Origin of the sequence: Klebsiella pasteurii (assembly GCF_018139045.1) — a bacterium.
GTDB lineage: Bacteria > Pseudomonadota > Gammaproteobacteria > Enterobacterales > Enterobacteriaceae > Klebsiella > Klebsiella grimontii.
In genome coordinates this window covers 3454213-3471621 of sequence record NZ_CP073236.1, presented here as the reverse complement: position 1 = coordinate 3471621, position 17409 = coordinate 3454213, and the positions used below count along the sequence as shown (strand labels likewise).

Below are 17409 nucleotides of genomic sequence, written 5' to 3'. Positions count from 1 at the left end.
CGGTGCATCATGCTCCGGGCTACAGAGCGATTAGTGATTTGAGAACCAGTTCAGCTTATCGCGCAGACCGACCACGCGACCGACAATAATCAGTGCCGGGCTGGCCATTTGCTGGGCCAGAATATCCAATTGTTCTAACGTGCCGGTGACAACTTTCTGCGTTATCGCCGTTCCGTTTTCAACGATGGCTGCGGGCATATCCGCCGCCATGCCGTGGGCAATCAGCTTTTCCCGGATCGCCGGGGCCTGGTTCAGGCCCATATAAAACACCAGGGTTTGCTTTTCAACCGCCAGGTTTTCCCAGTCCAGCTCGCCGCCGGTCTTAAGGTGGCCGGTGACCAGGCGCACGCCCTGGGCAAAATCCCGGTGGGTCAGGGGAATGCCCGAGTAGGCGGAACAGCCTGAGGCCGCGGTAATTCCTGGTACAACGGAGAACGGAATACCGGCATGGCACAAGGTTTCCAGCTCTTCACCGCCGCGGCCAAAGATAAACGGATCGCCGCCTTTCAGCCGTACAACGCGTTTCCCCCCCTGGGCTTCGCGCAGCAGAATCTGGTTAATCTCTTCCTGCGGTACGCAGTGGTAGCCCGAGCGTTTACCCACGAAGACCCGATCGGCATCGCGGCGCACCAGATTCATAATATCGTCGGAGACCAGGCGGTCATAAACCACGACATCGGCCTGCTGTATTTGCTGCAGGCCTTTGAGCGTCAGCAGTCCGGCATCGCCGGGGCCGGCGCCCACCAGTACCACTTCACCGCGATGATCCAGCGGCTCGGTCAGCAGCTGCTCCGTGGCATCAGCGACGGCCTGACGGTCCTCATTGGCCAGCGACTGCGCCAGTCTGTCATTAACAAACAGCTTCTCCCAGAAGCGTCGGCGCTCGCCGACGGTGGCAAACTGCTTCTTCACCCTTGAGCGCAGCTGACCTGCGTAGTGGGCCAACTGGCCCAAATGTAATGGCAGAACCGACTCCAGCTTTTCGCGCAGCAGGCGCGCCAGCACCGGCGAGGTGCCGCCGGATGAGACGGCAACCATCAGCGGTGAACGGTCGATAATCGACGGCATGATAAAGCTGGCCTGCTGAGGGGCGTCGACCACATTGCAAAATATTCGCCTTTCTTCCGCTGATTCGCTGACCTGTTGATTAACCGCTTCGTTGTCGGTTGCGGCAATGGCCAGCCAGCTGTTATCCAGCAGAGCAGGATTAAACTCGCCCTGAACCAGGGTCAACATGTTTGCATCGGCCCATACCTGGAATTGCGGCACAAAATCCAGGGCATTAACCGTCAATCTGGCGCCAGCGTCCAGTAACAGGCGAGCTTTACGTTCAGCCACATCGCCGCCGCCGACTAACAAGCAGTCACGATCGCGTAATTGGCAAAATATAGGCAAATGGTCCACGACATTCCCTCTTAATTATTGGCAGCAGCCTTAGAATCTGGCTATCCGGCTATTTTATTTGTCAGGTTGAGCCTGGGGAGTGCTCACACAAAATTCATCGAGTTTTGAACGCCCTTTAGGGCGGCCCGAAGGGTGAGCGTAGCGAATCATCCTCATGTACTACGTGTACGTTCCGGTTGTTCCGCGCTTTCTGTGTTCAACCTGTCTGCACCGATTACACCTACTGAGCCAGACTCTCAGTCTCGTTAGTTTTTTCCGGGGCGGGGCGCTCCGATTGCGGCGTAGCATACCAATAACCCAACCCCATAAATACGACACCGGACAAAGTATTGCCGAGTGTTACCCATAACAGATTGTGACCGATTCCCGCAAGCGTGTAGGCATCGCTGTGATGGCCAAACCAGGAGAGGGCAAACAGCGTCATGTTGGCGACGGAGTGCTCATAGCCGGACGCGATAAACGCCAGCAGACACCACCAGATAGCAATAAATTTTGCCGCGCCCTCGGTACGAATCGCCATCCAGATCGCCAGACACACCAGCCAGTTACACAGCGCGCCTTTGAAAAAGAGCGCCATCGCGGATTGGCTGGTTTTTGCCAGCGCGACGGTATGGACGAGGCTGGTATCGACCGGCAGCAGGCCGCCGCCGCCCCAGCTATACAGCAGCGCCACGAATACGGAACCCAGAAGGTTACCGACCCAGGTTTGCGGCAGAATCGCCCACATCTGACCCTGACGGATGGTTCCCGCCTTCACCCCCAGGGTAAGGAACATGGTGTGGCCGGTGAACAATTCAGAGCCGGCGATAATCACCAACGTTAACGCAATGCCAAAGGTGGCGCCCATCACCAGCGGGCGAACGGCAGGGTCGAGCAGGTTGCCGAGGGTGAAAATAAGGATGATGCCGAGGCCGACGTAGGCGCCTGCCATCATGGAGCTGACCCAGAAGCTGAGTGGATGATTGGCCGAGAGGCGCGCAATACGTCCGGCGTTGGCCGCGCACTTGTTGATTGTGTCCGTAAACATAGGAGCTCCTTTCGCACCTCATCCTTTGCGCTGCCTCTTGGTTGGCTGCCTTCGCGATGCAGTACAAATGATGTTGTGCCATCAATTGAAGAAAAAAATGCAAAAAAAGGGAGGCGTTGCGCCTCCCGTAAAATGATTAACCGCGTAGCTGCACGACGCCGTCTTTCACTCGGACTTCATAGTGCGCCACCGAATGACTTTCATCTTCCATACACAGGCCATCGCGCAGTCGGAAGCGCTGCTTTTTCAGCGGGCTGGCCACCCACAGCTCGCCCTGATGCTCGGCGATCAGGCCGCGAGAGAGGACGCTGGACTCGAAGAACGGGTCGATATTGCTAATCGCAAACACCTGGTCACCGTGATAGGGGCGGAAAATCGCCACTTGTTTATCGCCTAACAGCGCGCAGACGCCGGTTTCCGGCAGGATGTCATCGAGTTTGCAGATATTTTTCCACTGGCTCATGCGTTTTCCTCCACCAGAGTTACCGGGATACGTTCGTAGGGCGTGGCCGGGCGATGCTGTTCACGCTCAGGCACTACCTGGACGTTAGGGTCGCGCTTGTCGCTGTTGATAAAGTGTTTGAAGCGTACCTGGGCCGCTGGCGAGTTAACGGTTTCCGTCCACTCGCAGACTACCGCTGCACGCAGGCGGGCCATCTCTTCTTCCAGATGCTCGTTCAGGCCCAGCTTGTCATCAATGATGACCGACTTCAGATAATCGATGCCGCCTTCCAGGTTATCCAGCCACGGCGCGGTACGGGTCAGTTTGTCGGCGGTACGGATATAGAACATCATGAAGCGGTCGAGGTATTTCATTAGCGTTTCGCGGTCAAGATCCGCCGCCAGCAAATCCGCGTGGCGCGGCTTCATGCCGCCGTTGCCGCAGACGTAAAGGTTCCAGCCTTTCTCCGTGGCGATGATGCCGACGTCTTTACCCTGGGCTTCCGCGCACTCGCGGGTACAGCCGGAGACGCCAAACTTCATTTTATGCGGCGTACGAATGCCTTTGTAGCGGTTTTCCAGCTCGACGCCGAAGCCGACGCTATCGCCTACCCCGTAGCGGCACCAGGTGCTGCCGACGCAGGTTTTCGCCATCCGCAGCGCCTTGGCATACGCATGGCCGGTTTCGAAGCCCGCTTCGATCAACTGACGCCAGATTTCTGGCAGATCGTCTTTTTGCGCGCCGAACAGGCCGATACGCTGAGAGCCGGTGATCTTGGTGTACAGATTAAATTCGCGGGCGATACGGCCGACGGCCACCAGGCCTTCCGGCGTGATTTCGCCGCCCGCAGAGCGCGGGATAACGGAGTAGGTACCGTCTTTCTGGATGTTGGCCAGGAAGTTGTCGTTGGTATCCTGCAGCGGGGTATGCTGCGGCTTGAGGATATATTCGTTCCAGCAGGAAGCCAGCAGCGAGCCCACGGTCGGTTTACACACTTCGCAGCCGTAGCCTTTTCCGTGTTTCGCCAGCAGCTCTTCAAAGGTTTTGATGCCTTCCACCCGGATGAGGTGGAACAGTTCCTGACGGGAGTACGCAAAGTGCTCGCACAGGTTATTGTTGACTTCGATACCCTGTTTCGCCAGTTCGGCGTTGAGCACCTGAGTCACCAGCGGGATACAGCCGCCGCAGCCGGTACCGGCTTTGGTTTCCGCCTTCAGCGCCGCCACCGTGTGGCAGCCTTTATTAATAGCGGCAATCAATGCGCCCTTAGTGACATCGAAGCAGGAACAAATTTGCGCGCTGTCCGGCAGCTTATCGACACCGATGGACGGCTTACCGCTGCCCGCGTGCGCCGGCAGGATTAGCGAGTCGGGGTTTTCCGGCAGTTCGATGGCGTTCAGCACCAGCTGCAGCAGATTGCCGTAATCGCTGGTATCGCCCACCAGCACCGCGCCGAGCAGGGTCTTGTTGTCAGGGCTGACGATAAGGCGTTTGTAGACCTCTTTGCTTTCATCAAGATAAACATAGCTGCGCGCGCCCGGCGTACGACCGTGAGCGTCGCCAATGCCGCCGACGTCAACGCCCAGCAGCTTCAGCTTGGCGCTGAGATCCGCGCCTTCAAAGGCGTTTTCGGTCTGGAGAATATGGTCAACGGTCACCTGGGCCATTTTGTAGCCAGGTGCGACCAGGCCAAAAACGCGGTTGTTCCAGCTGGCGCATTCACCGATGGCGTAGATATCCGGGTCAGAGGTCTGACAGGCATCGTTGATCACGATACCGCCGCGGGGAGCGACTTCCAGACCGCACTGGGTGGCCAGCTTATCGCGTGGACGGATACCGGTAGAGAAGACAATAAAGTCGACTTCCAGCTCGCTGCCGTCGGCAAAACGCATGGTTTTACGCGCTTCGGTACCTTCCTGAACGATCTCTTTGGTGTTTTTGCTGGTGTGAACGCGTACGCCCATGCTTTCGATTTTACGGCGCAGCTGTTCGCCGCCCATCTGATCCAGCTGTTCAGCCATCAGCATGGGCGCGAATTCAATCACGTGGGTCTCAACGCCGAGGTTCTTCAGCGCGCCCGCGGCTTCCAGACCTAGCAGACCGCCGCCGACGACCGCGCCGCGTTTGCTGCGGCGGGCGCAGGCTTCAATAGCGTTAAGGTCTTCAATGGTGCGATAAACAAAGCAGTCCTGAGTTTCCGAGCCTTTAATCGGCGGGATCCACGGATAGGAGCCGGTCGCCATAATCAGCTTGTCATAGAAAACGGTACGGCCCGCGCTGGAGTGGATAACCTTCTCCTGACGGTTGATGGTGATGGCGCGTTCGCCGACCAGCACCTTAACGCCGTGCTTCTCGTAGAAACCTTCCCGTACCAAAGAGAGTTCTTCGGCGGTATGGTGAGAGAAGTAGGAGGAGAGGTGCACGCGGTCGTAGGCGATACGGGGTTCTTCACAGAAGACGGTAATATCGAACAGGCTGGCGTCGGATTTATCAAGAAGGTCCTCAATAAAGCGGTGGCCGACCATACCATTACCAATGATAGCGAGTCTGACTTTGCTCATTTTTGCCTCGATTTCTTTTATATTACCGCCTACCTTAACGATTCAGCCGCGACACTTATTGATGCAAATCAATTACACCTTTACCTACTACTTAAGTGGTATGTTTATGATTTGTCAGTATTTTTGTAAGTGTTGGAAAACGCTGGCTTTTCCTTTTTGCTTTTTTTATGTACAAAATTGGCAACGGAGACCCACGGCGGGTTGAGTAAAACTTCAGCAACAATTACGGGAGTCATCGATATGACAGCAGCGCCGCTTTGGTTAATTGAGAACGTTCGTCTGCCCGATCGCGAAGGGTTATGGCAGATAGCGATAGACAAGGGGCGCTTCGGGAATATCACCCCTATGGGCGAGGCGCGCAATGAGAGTTATGAAGTGCTGAATGCGCGCGGCGGGCTGGCCATTCCTCCGTTTATTGAGCCGCATATACACCTCGATACCACCCAAACCGCCGGAGAGCCGAACTGGAATCAGTCCGGAACCCTGTTTGAAGGGATTGAGCGTTGGGCGGAGCGGAAGGCGTTATTGAGCCATGAGGATGTTAAAGCCCGCGCGTGGAAGACGCTGAAGTGGCAGATCGCCAACGGCATCCAGTTTGTACGTACCCACGTTGATGTTTCCGACCCTACGCTGACCGCGCTCAAAGCCATGCTGGAGGTCAAACAGGAGGTTGCGCCGTGGGTAGAGCTGCAGATTGTCGCCTTCCCACAAGAGGGTATTTTATCCTATCCCAATGGTGAGGCTCTGCTGGAAGAGGCGCTGCGTCTGGGTGCCGACGTGGTGGGCGCGATTCCGCATTTTGAATTTACGCGCGAATATGGCGTGGAATCCCTGCACATCGCTTTCCGTCTGGCGAAAAAGTATCAGCGGCCTCTGGATATCCACTGTGATGAAATCGATGATGAACAGTCGCGGTTCGTTGAAACCGTGGCGGCCCTGGCGTTAAAAGAGGGCATCGGCCCGCGAGTGACCGCCAGCCATACCACCGCGATGCACTCCTACAATGGCGCGTATACGTCGCGTCTTTTTCGTTTGCTGAAGCTGTCGGGCATTAACTTCGTCGCTAACCCACTGGTCAATATTCACCTCCAGGGACGCTTTGACGACTATCCGAAGCGCCGCGGCATCACGCGCGTGAAGGAGCTGATGGCGGCGGGTATTAACGTCTGCTTTGGCCATGACGATGTATTTGACCCCTGGTATCCGCTGGGGACAGGCAATATGCTGCAGGTGCTGCATATGGGGCTGCATGTTTGCCAGATGATGGGCTATCAGCAGATTAATGATGGACTGAAGCTGGTGACGGAAAACAGCGCGCGAACGTTTGGTCTGAGCGATTATGGTATTGCGAAGGGGAACCCGGCGAATCTGGTGATTCTGCCCGCGGAAAACGGGTTTGAGGCCGTGCGCTGTCAGGTACCGGTGCGCTGGTCAATTCGTCAGGGGAGAGTGATTGCAACGACGCAGCTGGCGCAGACCTGGGTACAGACGGACAGGGGCGGGGAAGAGTTGTTCTTTACTCGAAATAGCCCCTTTGCCGGAACAAAGGGGCCTGAGGCTTAGTGGGATTCCGCTGCCGCGTTGTTCTGACGGTGGCGGGAGACAAAGCCGAGGATCAGACACATCACAAATACCACCGCGTAGAGAACGTTAGCGGTATGCAGCGCCGCCAGCGGGCCGCTGGCGGCAACAATAGGACCAGTAACCACGAAGGTCAGCATGGTGCCTACCGTGCCGCAGGTGAGAATGAAGTTCACCAGCTTCGGCGATGACACTTTGGTCTGCAGCGAGCCCAGGGTGATGATCGACGTATAAATAGCGCTGGAGAAGAAGCCGAGGGTCAGGATAAACCACGGCATATGCTCCGGCGAACCGTTGATAAACAGATACATCAGTACCGTCGCTACGCCTGCCAGCACGGTCAGAATACGCTGCAGGTCGAAGAAGCGCAGAATAAAGCTGAATGACCACATGCCGATCATGTACGACATCCAGAAATCACTCACCAGTTTACCTGCATCACCAAGACTCATGCCCAGGCCTTTGGCGTATTCCGGTACCCAGGAGATGAAGCCCAGCTGGCCGAGGATATAGCACAGCGCGGCGATGGAGAGGAACAGCACGCCGATACCCCATTTCTCTTTCACTACCGGCTGGCTATCCTGCAGGGCTTTTTTGCCTAATACCGGGAATTCACAGCCGAAAGTCAGCACGAAAATCGCGACGTAGACCAGGCCGATGCAGGCATATACCCAGTACCACTCGATGCTGCGCGCCAGCAGATAAGCGGCCAGCATTGGAAAAATCATCCCCGCCATGCTGAAGAAGGAGTCGGTGAACAGCAGACGCGCCCCGCGCTGACGACCTTCATACATATGGGTGATCAGGAAGGTACCAATCGACATGGTAATCCCGCTGACCAGGCCAAGCACGAACATCGAAGCGGAAAACAGCGCCAGGCTGTGGCTGAACATTAAACCCGCGACGGCCAGAACCATCAGGATAAAGCCAAAACGCAGCTGGGTTTTCAGCGGAACAATTTCCATCAGCCAGGCGTTCAGGAAGATAGAGATCAGGATACCGGCATTAAGGAAGGTAAAGGTGTTGCTCATACTGGAAACAGGCAGATGAAAATAATCTGCGATGTTTCCCATCACCATCCCGGTGACAATCACCAACGCGCCGGTCAGGGCGTAGGAGAAAAAGCTGATCCATGTGAGCTTGATACGGTTGCTGTTAGTCATGACTGGCCTGTGAATAGAAATGTAAAGCGCGTTGACTCTGCGCCGGGCGGACAGATTTTATGCGTTAGTGTGATTCAAGCAAACTTTTATTATGAGAATTAGATGTTTTTGCAATTATTAATGTGACTTAATTCACATTTATTTATTTGGCGGATCAATAGATGCATCGTTACAAGTGTTTCAGCTAAGTAAAATTAGGTAAAAGGCTGGCCCAGGATGCAAAGGCTCTTTAGAATCAAAGCACTCGGTTTTTATTCTGCTCCGTTAAGGAATTTCCATGCTCAAATCAACTCTCGCGGCGGTGGCTGCCGTTTTCGCCATTTCAGCATTCTCCCCGGCCATGGCGGCAAAAGGGGATCCCCATGTGTTGCTGACCACGTCTGCGGGCAATATTGAGCTTGAGCTGAATAGCCAGAAAGCACCGATCTCGGTGGATAACTTCCTCAAGTATGTGAACAGCGGCTTTTATAACAACACCACTTTTCACCGCGTGATCCCGGGCTTTATGGTGCAGGGCGGCGGCTTTAACGAGCAGATGCAGCAGAAGCAGCCTAATCCGCCGATTAAAAACGAAGCCGACAACGGCCTGCGCAACACGCGTGGCACTATCGCCATGGCGCGTACTGCCGATCAGGACAGCGCCACCAGCCAGTTTTTTATCAATATTGCGGATAACGCCTTCCTCGATCATGGCCAGCGCGATTTCGGCTATGCGGTGTTTGGTAAAGTCGTCAAAGGCATGGACGTGGCGGATAAGATTTCTCAGGTGCCGACCCATAACGTTGGGCCGTATCAGAATGTACCGTCGAAACCTGTCGTGATCCTTTCCGCTAAAGTGCTGCCGTAACCCTATTTGCGCGGGTAACCCTTCCCCGCGCATTCCCCGCTTCCCTGCGAAATCGTTTTTTGCCGCTTATACTTGTGGCAACCGCGGACGCGTCAGGGAGGTGTTAAATGAAAAAGCTCACCGAAAAACAGAAATCCCGTCTCTGGGAGGCTCGACGTAACATGAATTTTCAGGCCAGCCGACGGCTGGAAGGCGTCGATATTCCGCTGATAACCCTTACCCCCGAAGAAGCCCTGGCGCGTATTGCGGCGTTAAGGAGTCACTATGAGCGATAAATTCGGCGAGGGGCGGGACCCCTATCTCTACCCCGGTCTTAAGGTGATGCGCAACCGCCTGGGTATTCGCCAGGCTCAGCGACTTGAACAGGCGGCGTGGGAGCTGACCGCATTACGCGCGGCAACCATTGAACTCGGGCCGTTGGTGCGGGGATTGCCTCATCTCTGCGCTATTCATCGCCAGCTTTATCAGGATGTTTTTGACTGGGCGGGGCAACTGCGTGAAGTGGATATCTATCAGGGCGACACCCGTTTCTGCCATTTCGCCTATATCGAAAAAGAGGGAAACGCGCTGCTTCAGGATCTTGAAGAGGAGAGTTATCTGGTGGGGCTCGCGCTGGATAAATTCATTGAACGTCTTGCTCATTACTACTGCGAAATAAATGTCCTGCATCCTTTCCGTCTCGGTAACGGCATGGCGCAACGCATTTTCTTTGAGCAGCTGGCTATTCATGCGGGCTATACGCTGGATTGGCGCGATATTGCGGTCGATGCGTGGAACCAGGCCAACCAGAGCGGAGCGATGGGCGACCTTTCTCCACTGCGGACGATATTTCGCAAAGTGGTAAGCGAAGCCGTGGAAACTGAGTAGAATAGCGCGGTTCTTTGTTCCCGGAGCCGCTATGATCCTGCTTATCGATAACTACGATTCTTTCACCTGGAATTTGTATCAGTATTTCTGCGAGCTTGGCGCGGAAGTTCTGGTCAGGCGTAATGACGAGCTGACGTTAGCGGATATCATTGCCCTGGCGCCAGCGAAAATCGTTATCTCGCCGGGCCCCTGCACGCCCGATGAGTCAGGGATTTCGCTGGCGGTGATTCGCCACTTTTCCGGTAAGACGCCGATCTTAGGCGTTTGCCTCGGCCATCAGGCGATTGCCCAGGTTTTCGGCGCCGCTATCGTACGAGCCGCCAAAGTGATGCACGGGAAAACGTCCCCCATCAGCCATACCGGTCAAGGGGTGTTCCTTGGACTGAATAATCCGCTTACCGTAACCCGCTACCACTCCCTGCTGATTGACCCGCTAACGCTGCCTGAATGCTTTGAGGTGACCGCCCGCAGCGAAGAGGGGGAGATCATGGGCATTCGCCACCGCGTGTACGATCTCGAGGGTGTGCAGTTTCATCCGGAGAGTATTCTCAGCGAGCAGGGACACCAGCTGCTGGCAAACTTCCTCAATCGTTGATTTGTAGTTGCCATGAGTTGATTTTTTATGCATATTTTGTGATTAGATTATCATAATCATTGCTGCATAACGTAAAGGATGGGCACCACATGGCAACTGAACAACCGGCAATCACCCGCGCTACATTCGATGAAGTCATTTTGCCGATTTATGCACCGGCAGAATTTATTCCGGTGAAGGGCAAGGGGAGCCGAGTATGGGATCAGCAGGGTAAAGAGTACGTTGATTTCGCCGGCGGTATTGCCGTGACCGCGCTCGGTCATTGCCATCCGGCGCTGGTGGCGGCACTGCATGAGCAGGGTGAAAAACTGTGGCATACCAGCAACGTTTTTACCAACGAACCGGCCCTGCGACTCGGGCGAAAGCTGGTGGATGCGACTTTTGCCGATCGCGTCGTGTTTATGAACTCCGGAACGGAAGCCAACGAAACGGCTTTCAAGCTGGCGCGCCACTACACCGTGACTCGCCATAGCCCGTACAAAACCAAAATCATCGCTTTCCATAATGCGTTTCACGGTCGCTCGCTTTTCACCGTTTCCGTCGGCGGTCAGCCGAAATATTCCGACGGGTTTGGGCCGAAACCGGCCGATATCGTTCACGTGCCGTTTAACGATTTACACGCGGTGAAAGCCGTGATGGACGATCATACCTGCGCGGTGGTGGTCGAGCCGATTCAGGGTGAAGGCGGAGTGACGGCGGCGACGCCGGAATTCCTGCAAGGATTGCGCGATCTCTGCGACCAGCACCAGGCATTGCTGGTGTTTGATGAAGTGCAGTGCGGTATGGGGCGCACAGGCTCGCTGTTTGCCTATATGCACTACGGCGTGACGCCGGATATTCTGACCAGCGCCAAGGCGCTTGGTGGCGGCTTCCCTATCAGCGCGATGCTGACCACCCATGATATCGCCAGCGCTTTCCACGCGGGTTCCCATGGTTCGACCTACGGCGGAAACCCGCTAGCCTGCGCGGTCGGTGGGGCGGCCTTCGATCTGATTAACACGCCGGAAGTGCTGGACGGCGTCACTGCGAAGCGTGAGCTGTTTGTTCAGCACCTTCAGCAAATTGACGCGCGGTTCGATCTGTTCAGTGATATTCGCGGCATGGGTCTGCTGATCGGCGCCGAGCTGAAGCCGCAGTATCACGGGAAGGCGCGCGATTTCTTGTATGCAGCCGCAGAGGCGGGCGTCATGGTGCTCAATGCCGGACCGGACGTGATGCGCTTCGTACCGTCGCTGGTGATTGATGATAGCGATATTGCTGAAGGCATGGCGCGCTTTGCCCAGGCGGTTGAGCGGGTGCTTAGCGCTTAGTGGCGCGCAGCCAGATGCCATGATGCGGACGCTGACGCCATGCCACCGATGAAATGGTGTGCATGGTGTTCAGATGCCCGAGGATGCGCTGCAAATGCTGCTCCATCGTACTGAGCGGGCCGCGAGGGACCTCCGCATCCTGCGCCTCCATAATATTCACATCCCCCGCACTGCCCGGCCCGTCGGAATCCAGCCGCTGCTGGCAGCGCTGGAGCGCAATCTCGCAGGATTCCAGATAACGCTGCGCCAGATCCGGTGTCAGCATATTGTGCTCGCGCGCCAGAGTGGTCATCGCGTTAATATGCTCGACAATAAACTGGCTGTGGGTCACCCACAGCTTCATGTCTTCCAGATAGTGAGAGTTAAAGCCGGGCTCCTGCATCGCCTGATTTAGCGAGTTAAACAGCGCGTTATGCGCCTGATTGACGCGCATTCTCTGATAGGCCAGCGCCGGGGCCTGATGGTCGGCGCTGAGGATCAGCCTGATGGCCTCCTGATCGGCTTCCAGCGCGTCGTGGGCATTTTTGCGCAGCAGCCCGCTTTGCCACTGCGGCCATAGCCAGACCATCCCGCCGAAAGCAATCAGGCAGCCAATCAGGGTATCAATTAGCCTGGCGACGATAAACTGCTCGCCGTTCAGGGTAAGTAGCTGCAGGGTATACACCGCCGTCACGGTAAATCCGACCATCGCCCAGCCGTAGTGCTTGCGGATAATCAGATAGCTTAACAGCGTGATAAATAGCATCGCGGTCAGCGTATAGCCTTCAGGAACGTGAAAGTGCAGCGTGAGCCCGGCAATGACCAGTCCCGCAATGGTTCCGGCAGCCCGATGGACGATACGTACCCGCGTCGCGCCGTAGCCGTTTTGTGTCACGAACAGCACGGTCATCAGGATCCAGTAGGGCTTAGGCAGATGCAGCGCGCTGCCCATCAGGCTAGCGGCGCTCAGCATCACGCTGATACGCGCGGCATTACGTAACGCTGGCGACTTAAGCGACAGATAGTTTTTCAACGCGGGTAGCAGCGGCAGGCGGCGGGTTTTATCCGCCATCAGGTTACGCGCGTATAGCGGGCGCTGGGTGCGCAGAACTCTGGCAATGCGGCTGAAGTGCCAGGCGCAGAACTGGCCGACAGGATTATCCGGATGCTGCCAGGCGATTTTTTCCAGCGCGCCGATCTGTTTGTCCATCTGAAAGCGCCGGGGATAACGGTGGTAGAGCAGATCGTCCGCCAGCTCTCGCAGGCGGGCGGCAACGGTTTGCGCGTTCCAGCGAATCACCGCTTCCGCGTGGCTGCGCTCCACCAGCTTCTGCACCTCTTCCGGCTGATGAAGGCTGACGGAAATATGCTCCTGAAGGTCCAGTCCAACCTGGAAAGCGCGCAGCAGGCGTTTATGATCGCTGCGCTGGTTAGCCGCCAGCATATGCATTTGCTGATAGCACTGGGTAATCAGATCCACCACCTTTTGCTGGCGGTTAAGCAGCGGCGGCAGCGATGTGGCGGGATCCGTATGCTGGGTAAGCAGACTGTATTTGGCCTCGCAGTAGTTGGCGAGCTCCCGGTAGAGCAGGCTTAATGATTCACGCAGCGGCTGTTCGCGCCAGAGCCAAAACCAGAACCAGTTAAACACGCCATACCATAAGGTGCCGAGGGCGTAGATTAACAGCGGCTCCCAGATCGGCATGTTGCCAGCGAGACTGAGGGTAAAAATAGCCGCGATAAGCGAGGCGGGCAGCAGCCGCGCGTGCAGGGAGCTGATTTCAGCCGTGACGCCGAGGATCAGCGCCAGACCGGTGAGGATCAGCGGCAAAGGGATGTCTCGCTGCAGAAGGAGCTGAACGATCAGGCTACTGCTGGCGAAAAGGCTGCCGCCGATAATTAGCCGTTTAAAGAAACGTTTATGCGGCGTATCCAGCCCGGCAACGTTGCAGCAGGCGGGAACAAGAGAAAACAGCAACCCCTGCTGGAGATGACCGAACAGAAGCCCAATCGCAACCGGCAGGCACAACACCAGCGTTTGCCGCAGTGCATAGTTGACTTCCGGGTGGTAAATCAGCCTGCGCCACATGAGGGGAAAACAAAAACGGCGTATCGTCAGGCAATACGCCGTTTTACCGACTTAACGGGTACCGTAGACGACGATAGTTTTACCGTGCGCGGAGATCAGGTTTTGATCTTCCAGCATTTTCAGGATACGGCCAACGGTCTCGCGGGAGCATCCGACGATCTGACCGATTTCCTGGCGGGTAATTTTAATTTGCATACCGTCCGGGTGGGTCATCGCATCCGGCTGTTTAGCCAGGTTCAGCAGCGTCTGAGCGATACGACCGGTAACGTCGAGGAAGGCGAGGTTACCCACTTTCTCAGACGTGACCTGCAGACGACGAGCCATCTGCGAAGAGAGACGCATCAGGATGTCCGGGTTAACCTGGATCAGCTGACGGAATTTTTTGTAGGAGATTTCGGCCACTTCACATGCGGTTTTCGCACGTACCCAAGCGCTACGCTCCTGGCCTTCTTCAAACAAGCCTAATTCACCGATGAAATCGCCCTGATTGAGGTAAGAGAGGATCATCTCTTTACCTTCTTCATCCTTGATGAGTACAGCCACGGAGCCTTTAACGATGTAGTACAACGTTTCTGCTTTCTCACCCTGGTGGATCAGCGTGCTCTTTGATGGGTACTTATGAATGTGGCAATGAGACAAGAACCATTCAAGGGTAGGGTCTGTTTGCGGTTTGCCAAGCACCATGCGCGGTTATCCTCTGTTATAAGCTATCTCCGGGTGCCGACACTACACGGCATCCGGGCATGCAATCGTATTGAATCCCTATACCTGGGAATCCGGCTGAAAGTTTTCTGCAGCCTGTAATGTGAACTCCTCTGCATACATGCAGTACATCAATGTATTACTGTAGCATCCAGATTGTTTTAGCATAGCTTTCGCTGCATGTCTCCTGGTGTCTCGCTTCAGCATGACCCAGGTCGCCTTCCGTTGCGAGAATTGTTATGTACGCGTAATCTGTCGGGAAAATTACAGCCCTGGAGTTAAAATTATGCAAGCGCGAGTGAAATGGGTTGAAGGGTTAACCTTCATCGGTGAGTCGGCTTCTGGTCACCAGATTCTGATGGACGGAAATTCCGGGGATAAAGCGCCCAGCCCAATGGAAATGGTCCTGATGGCGGCAGGCGGATGCAGCGCGATCGATGTGGTTTCCATATTGCAGAAGGGCCGTCATAACGTCACCAACTGCGAAGTCAAGCTGACCTCGGAGCGCCGCGAAGAGGCGCCACGTCTGTTTACCCATATCAATCTGCATTTTATCGTGACCGGTAAAGAACTAAAGGACGCTGCGGTGTCTCGCGCGGTCGATCTGTCGGCGGAAAAGTATTGTTCCGTCGCGCTGATGCTTGAGAAAGCGGTAAACATTACCCACTCTTATGAAGTAATCGAAGGGTAAGCCGAACGGGCCCCGGCCGGCAATTGCGTCACCGGGGTTTTGACCGTTAGCTTATTTTCCTGCCTTCCATCAGGCGCTCAACCAGCGGCGCCATGATCAGCTCCATCGCCAGCCCCATTTTCCCGCCCGGCACCACCAACGTATTCATATGCGAGATAAACGAGCCCTGCAGCATCGCCAAAAGCCAGGGGAAATCGATATTTTTTAGATTGCGGAAATGGATAACGACAAAGCTTTCATCCAGCGAAGGGATGGCTTTCGCCGCAAAAGGGTTGGACGTATCCACCGTTGGTACGCGCTGGAAGTTGAGGTGGGTGCGCGAAAACTGCGGCGTGATAAAGTTGATGTAGTCTTCCATCGAACGGACCACTGAATCCATCACCGCCTCACGAGAGTGCCCGCGTTCGCTGGTGTCGCGGATAAGCTTCTGGATCCACTCAAGATTGACGATGGGCACCACGCCGACCAGCAGATCGACATGGTTTGCTACGTTATGCTGCGGCGTCACCACGCCGCCGTGCAGGCCTTCATAAAACAGGACATCAGTCGGCTCGGGCAGCGGCTGCCAGGGCGTGAAGGTCCCCGGAACCTGATTCCACGGCACGGCCTCGTCATAGGTATGTAAATACTTACGCGACTGGCCTTTGCCGCTTTGCCCATATTCGGCGAACGTGTGTTCCAGCAGGCCGAAGTCGTTAGCCTCGGGGCCAAAGTAGCTGATATGTTTGCCCTGATCGCGTGCTTTACGGATCGCCATGTCCATTTCCGGACGGGTATAGCGGTGAAAGCTATCGCCTTCAACTTCGGCGGCGTGCAGATTAAGCTGGGCGAAGATTTTGCGAAAGGCGAGGCTGGTGGTCGTGGTTCCCGCGCCGCTGGAGCCCGTGACGGCAATCACCGGATGTTTGGCAGACATAACAACTCCCAGAGTAAACGATAGTGTGTGCCGCCTTAGCCGTGAAACTGCTTGCGGGGCATAATGTTCACCGTCTCGTGCAGTTCTGACCACACCAGCACGGCTTCTCCGCTTTTCAACTGCTGTTTAACATCCGCGACTTTATCAGTCAGCGAACGTTCATGTTCACCATAATCGGTGCCTTCACGTAATACAAAACTTTCGATCAGGTTATCCAGCGTTTCGGGATCAAGATCTTGCCAGGGAATGATCATATTTGCGCTCCTAACCAACGGGTTAGCCAATCCGGAATTCGTTTTTCAAGCCACATTTCTGGCTTACGCAGCGTGCCGCCGACGAAACCAACATGCCCGCCGTGCTCCGTGAGCTGATATTCGACATTCGCCGGCAGCTGCTCCTGCGGGGGAATCGAATGGTGATCCATAAAGGGATCGTCCTTCGCGTGAATAATCAGCGTTGGCTTAGTGATATCGCTTAAGCGCGGCATGGCGCTACACTGGCGATAATAGTCCAGCGCATCGGCAAAGCCGTGGATCCTGGCCGTGATGCTATCGTCAAATTCGCGAATACGGCGCATGCTTTTTAGCTGGCGTAAATCGACGGGCAGAGAGCCGGGATAGGCTTTTAGCTTACGCGCGGCGTTGGCTTTCAGCAGGTTGAGCAGGTAGCGCTGATAAACGCGGGAGAAACCTTTGTCCATATGATAGCTACAGGCCTCCAGCATAAACGGAGCCGAGACGATAACCGCGGCATCAACGGGAATAGCGTCGCCCTCTTTTGCCAGCAGGCAGCCCAGCATATTGCCCCCGAGCGAATATCCCACCGCGGCGGTGGGGGCGGTGCCGTACTCGCGCTGGAGCCAGCGCAGAAACCAGGAGCCATCCTCCGTTTCGCCCGAGTGGTAGATGCGGTTATTCCTATTGGGTTCGCCGCTGCAGCCGCGAAAATGCATCACCACGCCCAGCCAGCCGCGCTGCATTGCCGCATGGATAAGTCCGTGGGCGTAAGGGCTGTGTAGGCTCCCCTCCAGGCCGTGAAATACCACCAGACGAGGTTTATGGCGCGCCTGAGAAGGGTCTTCACTCCAGGCCAGATCGATAAAGTCGCCGTCCGGCAATTCAAGGCGCTGCCAGTGGGGAGTAAAACGGAGTTTGCGACGGATTAGCCGCGGCAACATGGTTTGCAAATGACGATTGCCTACGCCGCGCATCGGATGAAACTGCTGCGAGTCGTCT

At 55.8% G+C, this 17409-nt stretch carries 17 protein-coding genes; 7 read left to right on the top strand and 10 right to left on the bottom strand.

Annotation, left to right across the window (positions count from 1 at the left end; genetic code table 11):
* Positions 1-30: 30 nt before the first annotated feature.
* From cysG to nirB, 4 genes are all read right to left on the bottom strand, one after another.
* Entirely contained in the window at positions 31-1404 is a 1374-nt protein-coding gene (gene cysG, locus KCG39_RS16430) for a siroheme synthase CysG (protein ID WP_004126006.1), read from the bottom strand.
* A gap of 220 nt (positions 1405-1624) precedes the next feature.
* Positions 1625-2431, bottom strand: coding sequence for a nitrite transporter NirC (gene nirC, locus KCG39_RS16425; RefSeq protein ID WP_004126003.1), 807 nt, complete (start codon positions 2429-2431; stop codon positions 1625-1627).
* Positions 2432-2567: 136 nt separating this feature from the next.
* Positions 2568-2894 (bottom strand): nitrite reductase small subunit NirD, encoded by a 327-nt coding sequence (gene nirD, locus KCG39_RS16420; protein WP_004126000.1) that lies wholly within the window; start codon positions 2892-2894, stop codon positions 2568-2570.
* On the bottom strand, positions 2891-5434 hold the full coding sequence (nirB, locus tag KCG39_RS16415; RefSeq protein WP_004125996.1) for an NADPH-nitrite reductase large subunit: 2544 nt from the start codon (positions 5432-5434) through the stop codon (positions 2891-2893). Before nirB ends, nirD begins: the two co-directional genes overlap by 4 nt.
* Positions 5435-5674: 240 nt before the next feature.
* Between nirB and KCG39_RS16410 the strand changes: the two genes are divergently transcribed.
* Positions 5675-6997: a cytosine deaminase gene (locus tag KCG39_RS16410; protein WP_004125993.1), complete on the top strand. Its 1323-nt coding sequence runs from the start codon at positions 5675-5677 to the stop codon at positions 6995-6997.
* Here the strand turns inward: KCG39_RS16410 and tsgA are convergent.
* Positions 6994-8178 (bottom strand): MFS transporter TsgA, encoded by a 1185-nt coding sequence (gene tsgA / locus KCG39_RS16405; protein ID WP_049114521.1) that lies wholly within the window; start codon positions 8176-8178, stop codon positions 6994-6996. The genes KCG39_RS16410 and tsgA overlap by 4 nt on opposite strands.
* 277 nt (positions 8179-8455) lie before the next feature.
* Between tsgA and ppiA the strand changes: the two genes are divergently transcribed.
* The 5 genes from ppiA to argD all read left to right on the top strand — a co-directional run bounded on the left by ppiA (position 8456) and on the right by argD (position 11797).
* On the top strand, positions 8456-9025 hold the full coding sequence (gene ppiA / locus KCG39_RS16400; protein ID WP_004125987.1) for a peptidylprolyl isomerase A: 570 nt from the start codon (positions 8456-8458) through the stop codon (positions 9023-9025).
* Between the two features lie 107 nt (positions 9026-9132).
* Complete coding sequence (locus tag KCG39_RS16395) at positions 9133-9300, top strand: YhfG family protein (protein ID WP_065366150.1); 168 nt, start codon at positions 9133-9135, stop codon at positions 9298-9300.
* Positions 9290-9892: a putative adenosine monophosphate-protein transferase Fic gene (locus KCG39_RS16390; protein WP_049114520.1), complete on the top strand. Its 603-nt coding sequence runs from the start codon at positions 9290-9292 to the stop codon at positions 9890-9892. Before KCG39_RS16395 ends, KCG39_RS16390 begins: the two co-directional genes overlap by 11 nt.
* Positions 9893-9923: 31 nt before the next feature.
* A complete protein-coding gene (gene pabA / locus KCG39_RS16385) occupies positions 9924-10487 on the top strand; it encodes an aminodeoxychorismate synthase component 2 (protein ID WP_004125978.1) in 564 nt (187 codons plus the stop codon).
* An 89-nt stretch (positions 10488-10576) separates the two neighbouring features.
* On the top strand, positions 10577-11797 hold the full coding sequence (gene argD / locus KCG39_RS16380; RefSeq protein WP_004138387.1) for a bifunctional acetylornithine/succinyldiaminopimelate transaminase: 1221 nt from the start codon (positions 10577-10579) through the stop codon (positions 11795-11797).
* Here argD and KCG39_RS16375 read toward each other — a convergent pair.
* Together KCG39_RS16375 and crp are read right to left on the bottom strand one after the other, a co-directional pair.
* The gene (locus KCG39_RS16375; protein WP_004125973.1) at positions 11787-13865 is read right to left on the bottom strand and encodes a YccS/YhfK family putative transporter; all 2079 of its coding nucleotides are present in this window, start codon (positions 13863-13865) and stop codon (positions 11787-11789) included. The genes argD and KCG39_RS16375 overlap by 11 nt on opposite strands.
* 51 nt (positions 13866-13916) lie before the next feature.
* The gene (gene crp, locus KCG39_RS16370; RefSeq protein ID WP_000242758.1) at positions 13917-14549 is read right to left on the bottom strand and encodes a cAMP-activated global transcriptional regulator CRP; all 633 of its coding nucleotides are present in this window, start codon (positions 14547-14549) and stop codon (positions 13917-13919) included.
* Positions 14550-14853: 304 nt separating this feature from the next.
* Here crp and KCG39_RS16365 point away from each other — a divergent pair, with 304 nt between their 5' ends.
* Complete coding sequence (locus KCG39_RS16365) at positions 14854-15258, top strand: OsmC family protein (protein ID WP_004106401.1); 405 nt, start codon at positions 14854-14856, stop codon at positions 15256-15258.
* A 46-nt stretch (positions 15259-15304) separates the two neighbouring features.
* Here KCG39_RS16365 and KCG39_RS16360 read toward each other — a convergent pair whose 3' ends face one another.
* Genes KCG39_RS16360 through KCG39_RS16350 form a run of 3 tightly spaced genes read right to left on the bottom strand, consistent with a single transcriptional unit; the run spans position 15305 to position 17384 of the window.
* Positions 15305-16174, bottom strand: coding sequence for a phosphoribulokinase (locus KCG39_RS16360; protein ID WP_004138395.1), 870 nt, complete (start codon positions 16172-16174; stop codon positions 15305-15307).
* 35 nt (positions 16175-16209) lie between these two features.
* On the bottom strand, positions 16210-16428 hold the full coding sequence (locus KCG39_RS16355; RefSeq protein ID WP_004125965.1) for a YheU family protein: 219 nt from the start codon (positions 16426-16428) through the stop codon (positions 16210-16212).
* The gene (locus KCG39_RS16350; RefSeq protein ID WP_229295910.1) at positions 16425-17384 is read right to left on the bottom strand and encodes a hydrolase; all 960 of its coding nucleotides are present in this window, start codon (positions 17382-17384) and stop codon (positions 16425-16427) included. The genes KCG39_RS16355 and KCG39_RS16350 overlap by 4 nt, the downstream gene beginning before the upstream one ends.
* Positions 17385-17409: the final 25 nt, after the last annotated feature.